The sequence below is a fragment of the Runella sp. R0.1_18 genome, from assembly GCF_057652155.1.
Genome location: NZ_JBYFCK010000006.1, coordinates 243,365 through 261,929, shown reverse-complemented (window position 1 = coordinate 261,929; position 18,565 = coordinate 243,365). Strand labels below are relative to the sequence as shown.

Below are 18,565 nucleotides of genomic sequence, written 5' to 3'. Positions count from 1 at the left end.
GCATTGGCTCAAGCCACAAAGACATTCACTGTTACTTCACTGGCCGTGCCTGTCCATACACATGGACTGAGCGTATAATTGCTAATTTTAACATCACAGTTGGTATCTTGATAAATACCCAAATCCCAAGTACGATCGTCCTCCCCTGCATCTAAGGTTGTTACAATCGTAATGATGCCATCAGAGTCTAACGCATCATTGCCTCCCTGATTGCTCGTAGTAGTTACGTAGCCCGCTGGCGGATAAAACTTAGCGAAATAATCACCAGGCTGTAAGGTAGAGAACAAGTATTTGCCCGCACCATCCGTTACGGTAAAGCCGACGAATAGGTCTGTAGCAGGATCTGACACCCCATCGCCATTGTCTTTATAAAGTTCTACGCGTACCCCCGATACACCCGTTGCGCCGTCGTCTTGAATGCCATTTTTATTGGTATCGACCCACACATAATCGCCATATACCGCAGGTTGTATTGGTTTGAGCTTAATCCCCACTTTAATAGGCTCCGCTGCCAGTAGTGGCTGGTTATTGTCAGTACGCGTAGCCACGAAAGCAAATGAATTCCACGCAATTTCGTCATTGGTAGGAGCATCTACAGGTGCACGCATTGGCCAGCTAAACACCAACGAATCGCCGCCCGCTAGGGTTTTTGTACCAAAATCAATTTTGACTGCCTGTACCTGCGTAATATCCAAAGGTGGTGTTACACTCCAATTAGGAACAGTACAACCCGTTGGGAAAGGCGAAGGGTCAGAAGGTTGCTTAACTTCATCGCGACAAGGATTAGAAACAGTTGTATAATAGACTGTTATTCCAGCTGGCGCAGAAATTGGATTGGCCAAGTTGGGTCGCCACTGCGTTTGACGTGCCTGTGGATCAATCACGCCTCTATCACCTATAAATGGTAAAATGTCAACGATTTTGATGTCTTTCATCACCACGTTACCTGTGTTTTTGATGATGAGTCGGTAGTCGGCATCTCCACCTGGGACTGTTTGCCCAAAAGCAGGATAACGAGAATAAGTAACATCACATAGCCCTTTGACCCATTTGATGGATTCCATCGAAGCCGAAGCTGCAATATTTATATCACATTGACCATAATTACTATTAGACCTTCCAACCTGCTCAGTGGTATTCCCGTCTAAATCCCAGTCTTGGGTATCCACAAAATTACCAAAATTGTAATCAGGCTCGCTCACAGAGGCATTGGAGAAGGTAGCAATAAAATCGGCATTATAACTTCCAGGAGTAAGGGTAGGTGAAATTTTCACAGAAACAGCCACAGCAAACCTTTCACCATGAGGCAATACCGTTCCGCTTGGGAACGTCCAGCGATACAAATCTCTCAATCGTCCACCTGTTGTAATGTAGTTGGGAATGATTTGCAAAGTAGGAGGAGTCGTAATGCCCGAATTGTTGGCAGCAAAAGTCTCTGAACCTGGCACATAAGTAAATCCAGCTGGAATTAGTAAAGCACAGACAGGATTGGTGCCATCAGCATACCCTACATCAGCGATGACTGTTCCCATAAAAGTCACCGTCCCACCCATCACTTGCGAACAATTCGAGAGATGTCCAGCATTATATATCGCCTTGGAAGTAGTAGGTCTTGGTAATAACTTCACCGAACTATTACACACTGTCCGCCCTGCTTGGTTGGGAATCCCTGCCGTAGTACTTGTCCACTCCATGCAGTTAGTCACAGTTTCAGTAGTTGTTACTTCGGTTAGGGCTTTAAAGTGTAAGATGTGGTTATTGGGCGACAGAGAGGCGCCAGGCGGAAAGGGGGTTTTCAAGACAAACTTGAGTTTTGTAAACAAAGTCCCCGAAGGAAGATCAGGAACACCCGCACCCGCGGCTAAAACAACCCAAGTACTCCCCGACACGTTGGTTTGATATTCAATATGATCCACATCCTCCCATTCAAGTACCCGTACACCGTTGTATTCAGCCTCTTGGTCTATGACAACATTAGCGGGAATTGTTTCTATGATTTCTACATTTTCCAAGGGAGTGTTTCCTGTATTCGTAAAACTCCATGTATAAGAAAACCGCTGACCTGGATAGGCATTTTGATTCGACCCCGCTGTTTTTGTCAACACGGCTGAGGTAACGGGCGCGGCCAAGGTAGTTGTCTCTGTTAAATCAGAAACACATCCTCCCACATTATCCCCATCATTGAGCACAGAGGCTGTACCCGTAAAAGGCGTATAAGCTACCGTAGCGGTGTTAGTTACGACGTCGCTTGCCTGAAAAGTAGGCGAATTGAATTTGACCTGTATATTTAAATTATAGAAAAAACTTTCCCAAGTGCCGTTATTATATTGCCGTAATGTTAGATTAGGTATGCTCGCCGTCACCACGCCTGCGGAGTAAGTTCCAGTTCCAACCTCTGCTCCATTGGCACCGTTATATACTTTGGCGCTGATAAACTCAGCATTGGCGGGTAGGTTGTCGGTAATAGTAATGTTTGTTGCCTGCAATGTTCCAAAGGGTGTATTCACAGGGTAAGCGCCCCCACTGGCAGAAACACGAACCTGATAAGTGGAGATGTTGTTGATGGCTCCACCATTGAGCAAGAATTTTTGGGCACAAATCCGAGGTACTGCCGTCACATTGATACATTGATTTTTGACCCCTGAAGTAGCACCACTGCCATCTGTCATTTCAGCGGTTGTACAAAGCTGGGTGTTATTGGGCGTGGTCAGGTTATTGGTTCTGACAATAAACTCCAACACGCCCGTCGAGCCTGATGGTACTGGGTTGATGAAATTAATCGTCAGTTTTTTGGCTCCTACCGTATTGGTAAAAACAAAATTCGCCACGGGAGCATGGGTAGTTCCCACAAATTCGCCCACGGTGTAAATGTTATCAGGCAAATTAATCACTGCCTTTACATTAGACGCATTTCCTGTAGTACTGGAAACCGAATAATCCAATTGAAGTGTGTACTTATCCCCTGATTGAACGGTGGTCAGGTTATTTTTCTCTTTGCAGTCCAAAGAAATCGTTACCTGTGCCTGCGTACCCAAGACAACGCCCAGTAGCAACGAGGTCAGATAGATTAATCTGTAAACTTTTGGATGAATAGAAGGAATGTAGATGTACTTTTTCATGGGTAAAATGTTTGGATTAGTATGTATCAAATACCGTCCCAAAAAGTACATGATTAACTAAAACGGATACGTACGGTTTTTTATAGGATACGAAAGGAAGGTTCAAATTAAATTACCTGCAAAAACACATAAAAAAAAGAAAACGCTCTTAACTACAATTATGATGCCGACAATAAAAACCGTCCGTCTAAAACCCAAAATTAACTCACAGATAAGATACTAATCAAACTCAACCTTCTTGTTTATAACTAGAAACATGTTTTAACTAAAATACAATAAAAAAAATTTAACATTCTGATTATAAGATATATAAGCAAAGTATAAATTCAATAAAAAATAAATAACTCCCAAAAACGTATAAAATAATAACACCCCCAATACCAAAAAAATTAATTTTCTTTAAAAAGTATATACAGACTATTAAAACACAAAAACATTGGCATTTTTGATATACTAAAATCAAAAAAATACGAAAAATTGTTTGTTTTTTTTTAAAATACGAACCTATACATAGACCATATTACCTTACTTACATATACCAATACTCACTATCTAGGGATATTTATAGGAACAATCGAAGAGAGCCCTTAACTCGTAAAAGCATAAACAAACCAAAGTCGATAAGTTTACTAGCTAAATTTGGTATATAGACTTATATCCCATTAAATAATATTATTGAGGTTTTTCGACTGCAATTCATGTTTTGCACGCCGACTTATTGGGAGCAAATGCCCCTCCTCAAGCTCTACTTGGCTCTTTTCAAAGTCTATTTTTTTGACGAACTTTTTCTGAACCAAAAAACTACGGTGTATTTGTAAAAAACGCCCCAAAGGCAAGTGCTGTTTCAGCAACGTAAGCGATTTTTTAAACGCATAACGCTTGGTCTTGGTCTGAATGAAGGTGTAGGTACGTTCTACCTCGATATACAGAATATCTTTAATCGCAATAATTTCACCGCGAGAAGTACCCCTGATAAATTGTGGCTCTTGCCTGATTTGTTGCGATAAGATTCGGATGGCGCTCTCCAGGGTATTTGTATGAAAGGGTTTCACTAAATAAAATACATGCGTAAAATTGGCGACCTTCTCATAGATCTGAGGCACGTCTTCATTGATGATTAATATAATCGGAATTTGAAAAGCCCCTAACGACCCCAAGCATTCTTTGTCTTGTGCCGTTGCATCTTCAAAAATCGTCGCAATAATTAAGTCCACGTGACTTACTTCAATCAAGTCAAGTCCTTCATCACATGAGCCAACTTTACCAACGATTGAGTAGCCTAAATTAGAAAGCAGGAGTTCAAAATGAGAGTTTTCCAGCGGATTGGATTGGATAAACAAAATGTTCATAGGTGAGCAAGGAGTGGTAAAAGCCAAAAATCTTGAGCAAAAGAATTACTTATTATAATAAATACCTAAAGAAAATCCATAAACGTTTGCTTAAAGGGTATATTTGATTTATATCAATATGTTTAATAGGCATATAAAACATGTCTATTAGAAAAGTGTAGAATTGACACAAGTATAGTTTCGTAACCGTTTTAGTACCTAATATACCCATTCAAGACCGTTTAATAAGTAGTCCCGTTTTAGCTTTAAAAAAATTCTTACTTTTGAAATCAGTATAGTCTATAATTATTTACCCTACCAATAATATGATACATATAGACCCTATTTCCAATCAAGTGTCTCCCCCCTACGTCAACATTTTTATTAAGCAAGAGGAGTTAACACATGTTGTAGAACTACTTCTACAAACCAAGGTGCCCTTTGTTGTGAGCCACCAACCTAACGATGTAAATGTGCCTACACCTTCGAGCTATGACACTACAAATCAAGCTAGTATGGAAGACCCACCTTATGAGATAGGCGGGGGTTCTAAATCACCAGAAGGGCATGTAAAGCGCCTTTTTTCTCTAAAGAAGGAAATTGAACGAATGCTTGACCATTATTTGTCGGCGGGAGAAGAGCCAAATTTAGAAGTGGTAGCCCAACGTTTAAACTTTAAAGTATCAGTATTCAAAACGCATTTTAAAGATGCGTATGGCAAACCATTTTATCAATTCTATATTGATAGAAAAATGGAGTACGCCGCCGAATTATTGCGAAAAGGAGTCAGGGGAGCACAGGTATCCCTGCGAGTAGGGTATTCCCATCCCATTAAGTTTAATAAAATGTTCCAGAAACATTTTGGGGTAACGCCAAAAAAATACCAAGAAGCACTGAGTATTTATTAGAAGACCTCATTCTAACAAGCCATTGTTAGAAGTATAGCCAATGGGCTTTGACTCCATTTTTTCGTGTGTATTCCAACGTCGGAGCAGGTATTTTCACTGTGTTTAGCAGAAAAAACAATGCCTTTAAGCCTTTTCGACGGGTTGGAATACGCCGAAAATCAATGTCTAACGACAGGTAGTATTGCCGATAGGGGTCATACCCTAACATCCTACTTTTTTCGATTTCTGCCCCTACCATATCGTGAATGCCGTATCCAAACGACACACTAAGCCACTTTGGAAAGCGGGAGGCTGGCATAAAAGAAGCCACATTGAACGAAAACCAGTACGTTTGTCCATTGTAATCCTTCAGCCATTGTTCACTGAGGTTTTGACCAAGTAGTTCGGGGCGAACCTTCGCAAGTGACGTCGGGTGAAAAGAAAATTTGGGGACAATACGCTCTTCGTTCCAAAGCGCATACTGGCCTAGGTACAACGACGGACCCAGCACATTCGCCACCATGTCGGAAGGAGAAAAACCATAAGTCGGGTACTGAAATCCATCCAAAATTTCGATAGGGGTCAAAAACAAAAAACCAGAAAGCGCACCGTACAACGCTGCTTGTTTACGGCTCACATTGGTTTGCTGATAAAGCGCCGCAGTATGGCGACAGATTTGGTAAGCTGTAAAAAAATGTCCTACCTTGTCGAGCTGTTGCCACTCGTGCGCATCGTCACTTACGTGGAAATGGCTAAAATCATTGGTCTTGTACCACGCCTTGCTCAAGCCATAAATTGACCCAACGTAGGCTGCACTTTCGCCCGCCATTATCCAGCGCAAAGCTCGGTAATTGGGACGAGTAGCCAGTGTATCTTTTTGAGCAAAAGCCTCTTCTCTCCCCAACGTGAAAATGCACAGTACTAGAATTGCTAACTGTTGTCTAATTTGAGGCATTATGATGGTTAATAACTTCCTTGGTACTTTCGTACTCCCCATTCGGCTGTTGCTAACAATAGCAGCAAGAAAAACAACCACTTGTTCTGAATCAATTCAGACAAATCTTCAGCACTATCTAGGCGGTCGGGCGCCTTGTTTTTGAGTAGATAGTCTTTCAATTGTTCGATTTGATCAGCTTTCACAAACTGCCCACCCGTTTGTTGGGAAAGTGCACGTAGCATTCCATAATCGGCCGTCAGGTTGAGGGTTTCAAGTGCCAAATCACGCACAATAAATTGCCCCGTTACCGATTCTACTTTGTTTTGCAAGCTGGTCGTTGCTTTGTACTGATACACTCCTTGACCAAGGCCACTCAGCTCAAAACGCGAGCTTCCTTCGGCGTTGGTGTAGGTATAAGGCTTGGTTTTTCCGCGTTCGTCCGTAATTTCAAGGCGAATACTTTGTCCGTACGTTTTTTCGTAAATATCGTTATACACTTCGGTTTCAAACGTCACTTTGTCACCCACGTTGTATTCGTTCGCCAACGGATAGACCCGAAACTTGCGCTTGTCTTCTTTGACCGAAATCAACTGAATTACCTTTTGCAGGAGTTCATCAACGGCTTCTTGCTTTTCGGTCAAGGCGTATTCTTCCATTCGCCATTGCCAAATCCCCTCCCCTGCCAATACCGCCGACTTGCGAGCGCCGCCCGTATTCAGCACCAACAACGGCTTTGTAGTTTTGAGATTGCCTACGTTTTGGTACAACACCACTTCACTGCCTGGCGACAAACGATATTCACCAAAAGGAACCGTCAACGGAGGCATTTTTTCCAAAATTCGGAGTTTTTCGGGGTCAAGGTTTAGTAGATTAAAATTCGGATTAAACCGACCTGAGACTTTATCAATTTGGCCTGGATTTGCCATTACCGTCACGGCTGAATTGAGCTGACTAGCCTTGGCAGTATTGGCTTGCGAACCTAAAATGAAGAACAGCGGCGTATTATCGCGTTGTAAATACCGCTGAATAATATCGCCACCGATGTTGAACAAATCGGGCAGTTGATGCAAAATAATGAGGTCGTATTTTTTATCGGGGTAAGTTTCAGCCGACGGGTTGACACCAAACACTTTGACATCCACCTCGTAGTTGAGGTTTTTCTCCAAAATAGTCCGAATGGCCTTAATGTCTGGGTGCGTGGCCAAGGCCAACACTAGCACTTTTTCTTTCCCGTCGATGATGTCAAGATACACATCGCGGCGGTTGTTGCGGGTCGTAAATTCTCCTTTGAGGGCCTCCACTTCAATAACATAATGCTGAAGGCCCTTGACAGCCGAAGTCGCTTGGAAAGAGATTTGTTTAAAATCATCCTTCTGACTAAAAGTCACGCGTTGGCTACTCAGCGTTGAGCTTCCTTGGCGGAGCGTTACGGTGACGGTCTGGCCTTGAAAACCACTAGCCACAATATCGGCATTGATGGGGAATTGATTTCCCAAGTAGGCAATTTTATTGGCCGCAATGTTCTTGATACTAATGTCACGTTTGGGCAGGGTATCCCCTACGCCTACGCTATGAATTCGGAATGGGTAATTGGTAAAAGTGGGTGCAAGTCCCTGGTTGCTAATCCCGTCGGTGAGCAGCACTACATCGGTCAAGTTGCGACCTTCGTAATTACTCTTTGCTCCTCCCAACATGTCAGCGAGATTGGTAGTTGGCTGATTAAAGGCCACTTTCGACAACTCATCTTGGTAATTTTCGGAATTTAAGGTTTGAACCGCCACGTCGATTCCTTCGTCAGCGAGGGCTTCACGGAGGTTTTCGAGCGATTCCAAGGCTTTTTTTCCATAGCTTGCGACCGATTCGGAGTTGTCAATCGCCAATACTACCTTCGACTTATCGCTGAAAGTTTGAATACTTCTCAACAGCGGATTAAGCAGTAAAAAGGCGATGATACTCACCAGCGCTCCCCGAAAAAAGGCAAGCGCGTAGTTGGTTGTTTTACTCCAAACGGGTTTAGGTTGATAAAGAAAGAAAGCATAGGCCGCCCCTGCCAACAAACACAATCCTACGTACCAATATGGTGTCTGAAAAATAATCTCGGCTGCAAACATTAGAGAATTATCGGTTATTTATTTCCACTTACAATTCCATTTTTAAAAAAACTGATGGCACACCGATTTGGTTAATCGGTGTGCCATTTTAACTCTATTCGTTTTTATAAAATAACCCAGTCTCTGTTATTTTACATCACCATTCCGCCATCGACTTGCAGCACTTGCCCAGTGATGTACTTTGACATATCAGAGGCCAAAAATACGATACAGTCGGCTACTTCTTCGGGGGCGCCGCCGCGTTTCAACGGGATTCCCTGTTTCCATTCTTCGATGGCTTTTTCGTTGAGTTCGCCTGTCATTTCGGTTTCGATAAACCCAGGTGCCACAGCATTGCAACGAATATTACGTGAACCAAGTTCTTTGGCCACTGATTTTGTAAAGCCAATCATCCCTGCCTTAGAAGCCGCGTAGTTGGCCTGGCCAGCGTTTCCTGTTAAACCTACTACCGACGTTATATTTATGATTGACCCACTGCGGGCTTTCATCATCACTTTGGTAACGGCTTTGGTCAAGTTAAAAATCGACTTTAAGTTAACGCGAATTACCTCGTCCCATTGTTCTTCGGTCATACGCATCAACAAGCCATCGCGCGTGATTCCCGCGTTATTAACTACCACATCAACCGTGCCGAAATCTGCCACAACTTGTGCTACAAGGTCTTCAGCCGATTTAAAATCAGAAGCATCTGAGCGATACCCCTTTACTTTTGTTCCAAATTGTTTGAGTTCTTCTTCTAAGGCTTGGCCTTTTTCGACGCTCGACAAATACGTAAAGGCCACTTGAGCCCCCTCTTGGGCAAAGCGAGTGGCAATGGCTTTCCCGATTCCACGAGAAGCCCCCGTTACGATAGCGACTTTGTTTTGTAAAAGAGACATGTATAAGTAATTAAGTTTCAATTAATAACTATTATTGTACGCACTTTTCTTTCCTCTTCTCAGCAGAATAATTCATACTTTTTTCTGTCTGCACCAATTTTTTCTCCAATCAAATTTGATATATCCACAACTGCTCCATGCTCAATGAAAACTTCATAGAATTTACTTTGGTTATTACCCCAATATATCATTGCACAAGCCATTGGTGCTCCTTTACCAGTGTCTTGGCCATTTTCTAAAAAACGCAGCCTTGTATCATATAAAAAACAAATAGATTTTGCTTTGGTAAATACATACTTTTTCCAATGAGCCGTATTGGCTGCAATAGGCACAAGTGCCAAAACTTCCGAATTATATTCTTCGTGTGCATAAGCACACTTTGCAAGCCAATTTTTAATTGTTGTCTTACGATCTTTGTCAATCCCGTAAGGCGGATTAACATATATTGTTGGATAATTCCAACTTTCTTTTAATCCGTCATGCTTAGGCAAACGGTATTCCGTTTTGGCATTTACTACCGAATATTCGTTTGAACATGGGTCTAAATCTATGCGCCCACCAAGTACGTCTTTGACAGCATTAACATATTTATGCGGTGTTCCCCAGCTTTGACTTAATGTATTTATGTTTCGTCCTGCACTCATAGTAGTATGTTTTGCCAATTCTTATTTTTCAGTTCATCCAATTCACCTTTCAATATTGTAAGGTTTTTCTGACTTGGTGAGATTACATTGAACCAACTTTCAACAGTTACAAGGTTTTCTTCAAAATATTTTAGCAATATTCTGTCAGCAACAATATTCATTTGAACCTTAGTAAACTGATTTTTCTTCTTGCCTTCAATATAACTTGAAAGGAATGTCTCCCTTAAAAACTGAAGTTCCGGAATTGGATTAAGTAAAAGTTTGTCAATAAAATCAGAAAGTCCTTGGTCAGTCAAGAAAAGTAACCAATCATAAGATTGAGCAAGAACCATAAGTTCTTTTTGAAAATTTTCCTCACTGAAACTCAAATCACCATCAGCCGTTTTTTTTATCCAATTACCGTGATTACTTACAACCCCAATTGTCAATATAAATTTCCGTAATAGCTCCTTGTCAGAAGAAAAAATTATTTCTTCCATAAGATTGACATAAGGCTTTATGATGTATGAGCCGTTACTCTTGTAGATAATGCCTTGCATTTGCCCACTTTCTGAACGAATTTTTTGTAGAGATGATGCTGTCCTTGCCACATAAGCACCCTGTTTTGCTTTTTCAATCGTCTGTGGCCCTTTAGTCATTCCCTCTTCTACACCAACTCGCTTACATTCAAACATAGCATACGGTTTTTTGTTTTGCTCGTAGATATGTAATTCAAGTTTATCACCCAAATCCGACTTGATACTGCAAAGAAGAAATGAATTCTCAGAGGTTGCTATTGTGCAAGCATTACGCAGTATGTTATTACTTAAAAGTTGATTATGTTTTCTTTCAAAACCTTTCAAGTCAAAACCACTTCCTGCAAGGGCTTTCAAAATTATGTTTGAGGTTATTGATTTATCGGATTTGTCAACTGTAACGAATGAACTACGAACAATAGGATGTAAAGAGTATTCAACATTATGTGTTATGCTTGGATTACCATATTCAGCAAGCCCGCGCTCAATTGAAATTTGGTTATTTAACCCCCAAGTCTTTAAAAGATAATAAGTTATAATTTCTACAAGTGTGCCTAATGCTCGGCCTGATGCCTTTTTAGGGTCTTTGGTGTGATTAAAAACTTCTTCTGCTAGTACTTTTTGCAGTTTATCAACTGATTCGTATGCCATAATTTTCTATTGATTTTATTTTTTAACTACTCCTTTTTCGTTGGGTTAAAGTTGCATGACTATGTTTTCATAGAGTTCTTGGCAAATAGTTGGCTCCAGTAATATAATGGTTACGCCACAGCCATCCCAACTCATTTTCTTTTGCTAAATCAACTACTAATTGATCATCGGCAGCTGCTTTAATCGTAGTAAACCCCTTTTCTTTTACCAGAAAAAACAATTCATTGACATTTAATCCATTCACGAAATCTGGCGAATGCGTAGAAACAAAAACCTGCCCACCTCTCTCCGCATATTCTCTAATTTCTTCGCTTAATTGAAGCAATAAATCAGGATGAAGAAAGTTTTCTGGCTCTTCAATACACAGTAATGGGTGAGGTTCTGGATCATGCAATAAAATCATGTAAGCAAACATTTTTATTGTACCGTCCGAAACATAGCGAGCGACAAACGGGTCTTTAAAGTTTTCGTCCTGAAAACGCAAAATAATTCTTCCATCCTCGGTTTCCTTTGCCTCTACTTTGTTGATGCCAGGAATACGCCTCGGAAGTTTTTCTAGCATACGATCAAATAATTCACGGTGATAATCATACATGTATTTTGTCACCTGTGCTAAGTTATCTCCCGTTACTGACAAATGATTAGAGATTCCTGTGTCTGAGATTCTTCTACCGTAGTCGATGCTAAAATTAGAAATGTACCATTTTTCAAGTAAACTTCTGAAAGAGCTAATGGCTTTAAACTGTTCAAACTGACCTAACCCTTTGATGGCCAATATATCAGGACTTGTCACTTTTTGAGCAATTCTTTTAGCCTCTACTGCCATTTGACCGTATTCGTTTTCATTGGTAATCGCTTCTCCCACGCCTTCCTTAAAATCCAAAAAATGCCACGGCTTCCCCGTCTTTTGGCCTCTTCGATACTTTAATGTTTCTCTACTAATGTAAACTTTCCCATTTTTAAAACCTATTTTTAGGTAATAGGTAATTAAGGGAGAAGCCTCACTATCTTCATCTTGATTTATAAACTTAATTTCAAGTGTAATAAATTCTTTTTGTACATCACAACCTCTTGAGATTACTTCTTGAAAACCCCCTCTTTTATTAAGTGCAATGGTAACATTCGTTTGAAGAGCATCACTTAAAAAGCCAAAAACGTCAAAGAAAGTAGATTTCCCTGAACCATTTGCACCTAAAAAAACAGCCATTGAAGGTAAATTCTTAATGGTTGCATTTTTAAATGCTTTAAAATTCTCGACTTTTATTTGTTCGATTCTCATTCTATTAAAAGAACTTTAACTTTGTCCAAGTTACTTTAAAGGGGAAGTGTATAGCCTCCCCTTTCTGTATTTTTTACTTAGGAAACACATTCTCCTCTACCAATTGGCACAAGATATGCCCTAGTAAGATATGGCACTCCTGAATACGAGGGGTATCTTTGGAAGGAATATTTATTAAAAAATTACTTACTTCTTTCATTTTTCCTCCCGTTTCGCCCGTCATACCGACGGTAATCATGCCGAGTTTGTTGGCCGCTTCGAGGGCTTTTACGACATTGGGCGAATTTCCTGAAGTTGAAATCCCTACCAAAACATCACCTTCTTTGCCCATCGCCTCAATCATCCGAGAATAGATGACATCGTAGCTGTAGTCGTTTCCGACGGCAGTTACGTAAGACGAATTGACGTGCAACGCTTCCGAATACAAAGGGGGGCGATCGTAGTAAAAACGGCCGCTAAATTCGGCCGCTAGGTGTTGGGCATCGGCAGCACTTCCGCCGTTTCCGCAAAAAAGCACTTTTTTACCCGTTTTGAAGGCTTCGGTCATCGCGGCAGCTACTTCTGCTACGGTATTGAGTAAAGTTTCGTCGGCTAAAACGCGATTTTTGGTATCAATGGAAGCCTGTACGATGGATTGAATTTTAGACATTAAAATAAATGGTTGTGCCCGAAAAACTCGGTTCTAAGGTGATACAATGATTTTTAGACTAACCACTATACACCCCTACCGCGAAGAATGGGCCATCAATGAACGCGACAAAAATACAAAACTTACCCTAGGATTGCATCCCCAATCGGCTAATCCTTACAGTAGGCTCTTTTAACTTCTCGATTTCACGGATGACTTCGACAATCCCGCGCAACGGAATGTTGACCCAAGAAGGACGGTAGCTGATCTCGTATCCGAGTTCATAAACGGCTTTTTCGAGCAAGAAAAACAGCAATAAAAAGTTGATTTCGTTCTGACTTTTAAACAACGGATGCGGCCACCCAAAGGCTTCCAAATACGCATCCATGTAAGTATCGCGCATGAGTTTGTACCAACGGTCAGAAACGATTTGAAGTTTTTCGGACGAAATCCCCTTGGTTTCTGCACTTTCAAACAACTTGGCACTCACGGCGTAGTGGTAGCTGCGAATCATCCCCGCCACGTCTTTGAGCGGACTGTGTTTTATTTTTCGTTCGGCAATGGTGGCTTCGGGTTCGCCTTCAAAATCAATCACAATAAAATCGCCCTTATCGGTCAGTACTTGTCCCAAATGGTAATCACCGTGAATCCGAATCCGCAACGAATCCAAGGGGCGCGTTAGCATTTCGTTGGCAAAATCATCAATCAGCTCCCGCGCTTCCATGAAAATCCACGCCAAGCGTTGCGTTGGCACATCGAGTTTATCGTAGTTTTCAATTAATAACGTATATCGACGGTCGAGCAGGTCGGTAAGGCGATTTAGCAAGAATTTTCGATAAAAATCGTCAAATTTTTCGGGAGCAAAAGCTTCTTCTGCGTCAGGAGCAAACAAGCCAAGGTGCATTTCGCCCGTGCGTTTACCCAACAAACCGACCTGCTCAAACACACTCTCGTTGATACCAAACATCCCCGACGGGACGCCGTACATAAAATCATTGAGAAAATCGCCCGTCAGCGCCCAGTTGTCTTTTTCGGCCCGAATGGCTTGTTGCATCATGCCCAGCGTTACGTCGGGCTGCCCTGCTCGTTGCCACGTAATGCTTCCCGCATAGGCAGGAATGTTGCTAAAATCAGAGTGTTGGGTCAAAAAACTGACCATTTCCACTTCAGGGTTGGTTTGGTCAAAGAGTTTTCGGTACAGCTTCATAAAGTATTTCCCGCCGAACAACATCGCTGAGTTACTCGAATCAACGGGCAACACTCGACTGTCAATCACCTCTGGCGCGTCTGCCTCCGCCAGTCCTCTTCCTTTGGTCGCTTGCAACTGCCCGTCGTCGGTCAAAAGCGCAAGTTGACCATATATAGACGTATATAATTGGTGCCTAAAACCCGCGTCGTAAATTGCATCAATCCATTGTGAGGTATCTGTTTTGTCAATTACTCCTTTGGCGGGGACTTCAATCTCTAACTCCACTTCCACAAAGGGTAGCTGGTATAGTTCGGGGGCTCCGTCGTGATACCTCGCCTCCACTATCAAGATTACGGCATCTCCTATGGGTAAAATATGAAGAATTTGAAATCCCTTTTGAGGGCGAGCTTTTCCTGCAAACCAACGACAGGTATTAAAATAAGTAGGAAACACCTGAGTTTCGAGGTGTTCGATTTGAGTAGCAGTCAAATGTATCATCTTCGGTTAAGTGTTTTGGAAAACAGTGGTATGCTGTTTCAAAAGGTAAATATACAAGTAGAAGAGAGTAAAGTAGAAACTACCAATATATAAATAGCCGTAGGACAGGGTCCTACGGCTATCGTTCTTAACCTAAACTAAATCGTATGAGAATTTTAAAATGAATATCTATTTTGAAATCTCGGGTCAAAGTTCTGCAAAAAACTAATCGCCCAAATCACCCGATATGCGCCATTTTTTCGGCGTTTTCATGGAGCAAAACTAGCAAATACCCTCCAAATCGTCGTTAAAAGCATTATTAGGCTTTGTTTAACTTTTTTTAGGGTAGCTAACTATGGGGGTAGCTAAAAATGAGGGAGGTATCCAAATGAAATACGGTTTTTTGGGGAAAGAGGCTACAGAAAAGAAAGCCATTTCTTGAAAAAATACGCAGAAAAAATGCTCATTTACCGCATAAACAAACTTCACATTCGGATAACATTGGGCAAAATAAACCACTAAAAACGGGTGATTTCTGGCATACATGAATTGGGGAACTTTGTTGTGGCAATTGTTTCGAGTTGCCACAACAGATGTAAAAACCAAAATGTCCAGTTCATCTATGAAAAAAAATCTATTGTTTCTGATGCTTGGTATGCTGCTGAGTGTCGGGTTCGTCCACGCCCAAAACCGCACCGTAACGGGAAAAGTTACTGCTAGTGCAGACGGCAGTCCACTGCCTGGGGTCAATGTCCTTTTGAAAGGCTCAAATACAGGTAGCTCTACCAATGCCGAAGGGGCCTACCAAATTCAAGTTCCTAACGGCGCTACCCTCGTTTTTAGCTTTATTGGTTATGCCAACAAAGAGGTAGTGGTAGGGAGCCAAACAACCATCAATGTATCGCTCTCGGACGATGTCAAGCAACTCGGCGAAGTGGTCGTAACAGCCGTGGGGATTGAACGTAGCAACAAAACCTTGGGGTATTCGGTCGAACGACTTTCGGCCGATAAGTTAGTTCAGAAATCGGAGCCTGACGTGTTGAAAGCCATGCAAGGTAAAATCCCTGGGGTAAATATCAATGGCTCAGGCGGAACAGCGGGTAGTTCGTCGCGCATTACTATTCGCGGTGCTAACTCGTTTTTTGGTTCTAACCAGCCCCTTTTCGTCGTCGATGGAATTCCTTATAACAACGACCTCAACGAAAGTGGCAACTTCCGCGACAACGGAGCGGCTTTTTCAAGTCGTATCGCCGACCTTGACCCCAACAACATTGCCTCTATGACCGTGCTAAAAGGTGCCGCCGCCGCTGCTTTGTACGGAACTCGGGCCGCCAATGGGGTAATTGTGATTACGACCAAATCAGGAACCAATAAACTCTCCAAAAAAGGTTTAGAGATTACGTACAACTCGTCGTTTTCAACCGAAAAAATCGCCAGTTACCCCGACTTCCAAAACAAATATGGAGCAGGTTCACAGCAAGTCTATGCCAATGCCAACGGAACATGGGGACCCGCTTTTGGTTTAGGACGAATTTACAACGCCGCAGGTGGTTGGACCAATACCACTGCTCCCGTTGACTCCATTCCTATCTGGGTGGGTTACAACACTTACGCGGCCAACTACCCCGCGATTGCAGCACAATACGGCCTTCGCCCCAACGGCAACGTAGCCTATCAAGCCTACCCCGACAACGTCAAGAATTTCTTTCGTACGGGCAATGTCTATGAAAACTCCATCAGTATCACGGGCGGAGGCCCCAAGGCAAGCATCACATCGGTGATTTCTCGCACCGACCAAAAAAGCTTTTTCCCTGGTTCGGCCTTTGAACGTACCAACATCAGCATTGGCGGAAATACCACCCTTGAAAATGGCATTGTCGTAGGTGCCAACTTGGCCTATACCAATACCGTTCAGGATAGCCCACTGTTTGGGGGTGATGGTACTTCACCACTCGCGCGGATGTTCCAACAACCTCGTAACTGGCCCCTCGACAAGCTTCCTTACGAAGATCCGTTTGGAAACGGTGTGTTCTTTTTCCCATTTGGGCAAGCAGACAACCCTTTTTGGTCGATCAACAACAGTATTTATACCAGCAAGGTCAACCGCATTTCGATGAATGGAAGTCTTTTGTACGACATCACCAACTGGATGAATATCAGCTACAAAGGTGGATACAACACATACAACGACAACCGCTTTCAGCGCATTTCGGCAGGGTCGCTTTCGGGAGCGCAAGGCATTGGAAGTATGCAGTTTGATGCCATTTCTTTTGGAGAACAAGACCACAATTTACTCTTGAATTTCAAACATGATTTGACGCCCGACATTGACCTTCGTGCGGTAATAGGCGCCAACTACAACGAACGTAAGTTTGACCAAACGAGCGTCAATGGCCTTGGGATTGTCACGCGGGGTATTGACCTGATTACCAACGTAAGCACCGTCACCCCCAACACAGGAAATACAGGCATGAGCAAGCGTCGTTTGTACGCAACGTTTGCGGATTTAACGCTAGGTTATAAAAACTACCTTTATCTTACGCTTACAGGGCGCAATGACAAGTCTTCGACCTTGCCCGCCAACAACCGCAGCTATTTCTACTATTCAGGAAGTGCTTCGTTTATTTTGACCGAAGCCTTGGGAATCAAGTCGAATGTTTTGAGCAACGCCAAACTTCGGGTAAGTTATGCCAAAGTTGGGCGTGATGCCGATCCTTACCAAGTGCTTAATACCTTCCGTATCAACTTGGGTGAAAGCTCTGGCTTAGTAGGCTCAACTCGTTACAACGACTATCCCTTCAATGGCCAATCGGGGGCTTCGGTAGCAGCTTCGGCTTTCGACCCGAACTTAAAACCTGAGTTTACCAAAGAAGTTGAAGTAGGAACGAACCTAGAGTTTTTTGGTGGACGTGCTTCGTTGGACTTGACGTATTATAACCGTTTGAGTACCGACATCATTGCCCGCCGTTCGTTACCTCAGTCTTCTGGGTACACCTCTTTTGTCACCAACTTTGGTTCTATTCGTAACTCAGGAATTGAGGCAGGACTTACTTTGGTACCTATTCAACTCGCCAATGGATTTAAGTGGGATATTTTCACCGCTTATACCCAAAATCGCAACATCGTCGAGACTTTAGCGGAGGGAGTTGAAGAAGTAACTTTACGTAATATTTACACCAATCAGCCCATTCCTGTAGTGCGCCCTGGCGAATGGTTTGGGGTATTGCGTGGTACGGCAGTTGCTCGGGACGAAAACGGTAACGCCCTTATTAATCCCAATACGGGCTTGACCATTCCAGATACCAAACAAAAAATCATCGGTAACCCTAACCCTAAATTTACCTTGGCCGTTAGCAACACTTTCCGTTTCAAAGGCTTTACCCTCAGCGGGGTGATTGACTATCGTCACGGCGGTGATTTGTATTCGTGGACCAACCAGTTCTTGTTGGGACGTGGGGTAACGCAAGACACCGAAAACCGTGAAATACCAAAAGTAGTAGCGGGGGTTTTAGGCGATGCAAATACGCTCAAACCATTGTTAGACGGCGATGGCAAACCCATTCCTAACAATATTCAGGTAATGGAAAACAACCTTTGGTTCCAATCGGCGGGTGGCTCGTTGGCCGTAAACGCCCCTAACGAATTTTCGGTTTGGGACGCCACAGTCGTTCGTTTGCGCGAGATTACCCTAGGTTATTCGCTGCCGAAAGGTTTGTTGGCAAAAACACCTTTTGGGTCGGCCAATATCACTTTGAGCGGTCGTAACCTTTGGTTTTTTGCCCCCAACTTCCCTAAACACTCCAACTTCGACCCTGAAGTAAACACCTTCGGAAACAGCAATACGCAAGGAATCGACTTATTTGCCGCTCCTTCTGTTCGCCGTTATGGGGTCAACCTAAGTGTTACTTTCTAACAACAAAAC

The 18,565-nt window shown here is 42.7% G+C and carries 12 protein-coding genes; 2 read left to right on the top strand and 10 right to left on the bottom strand.

Features of this window, described 5'->3' with window-relative positions; translation table 11 throughout:
* Nucleotides 1-8: 8 nt before the first annotated feature.
* Together AC23P2_RS13310 and AC23P2_RS13305 are read right to left on the bottom strand one after the other, a co-directional pair.
* Nucleotides 9-3,119 (bottom strand): SdrD B-like domain-containing protein, encoded by a 3,111-nt coding sequence (locus tag AC23P2_RS13310; RefSeq protein ID WP_487773649.1) that lies wholly within the window; start codon nt 3,117-3,119, stop codon nt 9-11.
* Nucleotides 3,120-3,781: 662 nt separating this feature from the next.
* Nucleotides 3,782-4,468, bottom strand: coding sequence for a LytR/AlgR family response regulator transcription factor (locus tag AC23P2_RS13305; RefSeq protein ID WP_487773648.1), 687 nt, complete (start codon nt 4,466-4,468; stop codon nt 3,782-3,784).
* Between the two features lie 305 nt (nt 4,469-4,773).
* Between AC23P2_RS13305 and AC23P2_RS13300 the strand changes: the two genes are divergently transcribed.
* Nucleotides 4,774-5,355, top strand: a complete 582-nt coding sequence (locus AC23P2_RS13300) for a helix-turn-helix transcriptional regulator (protein ID WP_487773647.1) — start codon at nt 4,774-4,776, stop codon at nt 5,353-5,355.
* A gap of 25 nt (nt 5,356-5,380) precedes the next feature.
* On the opposite strand, the gene AC23P2_RS13295 is transcribed toward AC23P2_RS13300, so the two are convergent.
* The 8 genes from AC23P2_RS13295 to AC23P2_RS13260 all read right to left on the bottom strand — a co-directional run bounded on the left by AC23P2_RS13295 (nt 5,381) and on the right by AC23P2_RS13260 (nt 14,664).
* Nucleotides 5,381-6,289, bottom strand: coding sequence for a DUF2279 domain-containing protein (locus tag AC23P2_RS13295; protein ID WP_487773646.1), 909 nt, complete (start codon nt 6,287-6,289; stop codon nt 5,381-5,383).
* Nucleotides 6,290-6,297: 8 nt separating this feature from the next.
* Nucleotides 6,298-8,382 carry a vWA domain-containing protein gene (locus AC23P2_RS13290; protein WP_487773645.1) on the bottom strand — a complete coding sequence of 695 codons (2,085 nt, stop codon included), beginning with the start codon at nt 8,380-8,382 and terminating at the stop codon, nt 6,298-6,300.
* A gap of 131 nt (nt 8,383-8,513) precedes the next feature.
* Nucleotides 8,514-9,260 carry a 3-oxoacyl-[acyl-carrier-protein] reductase gene (gene fabG, locus AC23P2_RS13285; protein WP_028526963.1) on the bottom strand — a complete coding sequence of 249 codons (747 nt, stop codon included), beginning with the start codon at nt 9,258-9,260 and terminating at the stop codon, nt 8,514-8,516.
* Nucleotides 9,261-9,319: 59 nt separating this feature from the next.
* On the bottom strand, nt 9,320-9,904 hold the full coding sequence (locus tag AC23P2_RS13280) for a DNA N-6-adenine-methyltransferase (protein WP_487773644.1): 585 nt from the start codon (nt 9,902-9,904) through the stop codon (nt 9,320-9,322).
* Nucleotides 9,901-11,070 (bottom strand): hypothetical protein, encoded by a 1,170-nt coding sequence (locus AC23P2_RS13275; RefSeq protein WP_487773643.1) that lies wholly within the window; start codon nt 11,068-11,070, stop codon nt 9,901-9,903. Before AC23P2_RS13275 ends, AC23P2_RS13280 begins: the two co-directional genes overlap by 4 nt.
* A 67-nt stretch (nt 11,071-11,137) precedes the next feature.
* A complete protein-coding gene (locus AC23P2_RS13270) occupies nt 11,138-12,349 on the bottom strand; it encodes an AAA family ATPase (protein WP_487773642.1) in 1,212 nt (403 codons plus the stop codon).
* 73 nt (nt 12,350-12,422) lie between these two features.
* Nucleotides 12,423-12,998 carry a D-sedoheptulose-7-phosphate isomerase gene (locus AC23P2_RS13265; RefSeq protein WP_487773641.1) on the bottom strand — a complete coding sequence of 192 codons (576 nt, stop codon included), beginning with the start codon at nt 12,996-12,998 and terminating at the stop codon, nt 12,423-12,425.
* A 127-nt stretch (nt 12,999-13,125) separates the two neighbouring features.
* Nucleotides 13,126-14,664: a trehalose synthase gene (locus tag AC23P2_RS13260; protein ID WP_487773640.1), complete on the bottom strand. Its 1,539-nt coding sequence runs from the start codon at nt 14,662-14,664 to the stop codon at nt 13,126-13,128.
* Nucleotides 14,665-15,265: 601 nt separating this feature from the next.
* Between AC23P2_RS13260 and AC23P2_RS13255 the strand changes: the two genes are divergently transcribed.
* On the top strand, nt 15,266-18,556 hold the full coding sequence (locus tag AC23P2_RS13255) for a SusC/RagA family TonB-linked outer membrane protein (protein ID WP_487773639.1): 3,291 nt from the start codon (nt 15,266-15,268) through the stop codon (nt 18,554-18,556).
* The last annotated feature ends 9 nt before the right edge of the window (nt 18,557-18,565 follow it).

Excerpts from the sequence above, each read along its gene's own strand:
- AC23P2_RS13255 (WP_487773639.1), top strand. The coding sequence starts at position 15,266 with ATGAAAAAAAATCTATTGTTTCTGATGCTTGGTATGCTGCTGAGTGTC.
- AC23P2_RS13265 (WP_487773641.1), bottom strand. The coding sequence starts at position 12,998 with ATGTCTAAAATTCAATCCATCGTACAGGCTTCCATTGATACCAAAAAT.
- AC23P2_RS13270 (WP_487773642.1), bottom strand. The coding sequence starts at position 12,349 with ATGAGAATCGAACAAATAAAAGTCGAGAATTTTAAAGCATTTAAAAAT.
- AC23P2_RS13260 (WP_487773640.1), bottom strand. The coding sequence starts at position 14,664 with ATGATACATTTGACTGCTACTCAAATCGAACACCTCGAAACTCAGGTG.
- AC23P2_RS13310 (WP_487773649.1), bottom strand. The coding sequence starts at position 3,119 with ATGAAAAAGTACATCTACATTCCTTCTATTCATCCAAAAGTTTACAGA.
- AC23P2_RS13280 (WP_487773644.1), bottom strand. The coding sequence starts at position 9,904 with ATGAGTGCAGGACGAAACATAAATACATTAAGTCAAAGCTGGGGAACA.
- AC23P2_RS13305 (WP_487773648.1), bottom strand. The coding sequence starts at position 4,468 with ATGAACATTTTGTTTATCCAATCCAATCCGCTGGAAAACTCTCATTTT.
- AC23P2_RS13295 (WP_487773646.1), bottom strand. The coding sequence starts at position 6,289 with ATGCCTCAAATTAGACAACAGTTAGCAATTCTAGTACTGTGCATTTTC.
- AC23P2_RS13300 (WP_487773647.1), top strand. The coding sequence starts at position 4,774 with ATGATACATATAGACCCTATTTCCAATCAAGTGTCTCCCCCCTACGTC.
- AC23P2_RS13290 (WP_487773645.1), bottom strand. The coding sequence starts at position 8,382 with ATGTTTGCAGCCGAGATTATTTTTCAGACACCATATTGGTACGTAGGA.
- fabG (WP_028526963.1), bottom strand. The coding sequence starts at position 9,260 with ATGTCTCTTTTACAAAACAAAGTCGCTATCGTAACGGGGGCTTCTCGT.
- AC23P2_RS13275 (WP_487773643.1), bottom strand. The coding sequence starts at position 11,070 with ATGGCATACGAATCAGTTGATAAACTGCAAAAAGTACTAGCAGAAGAA.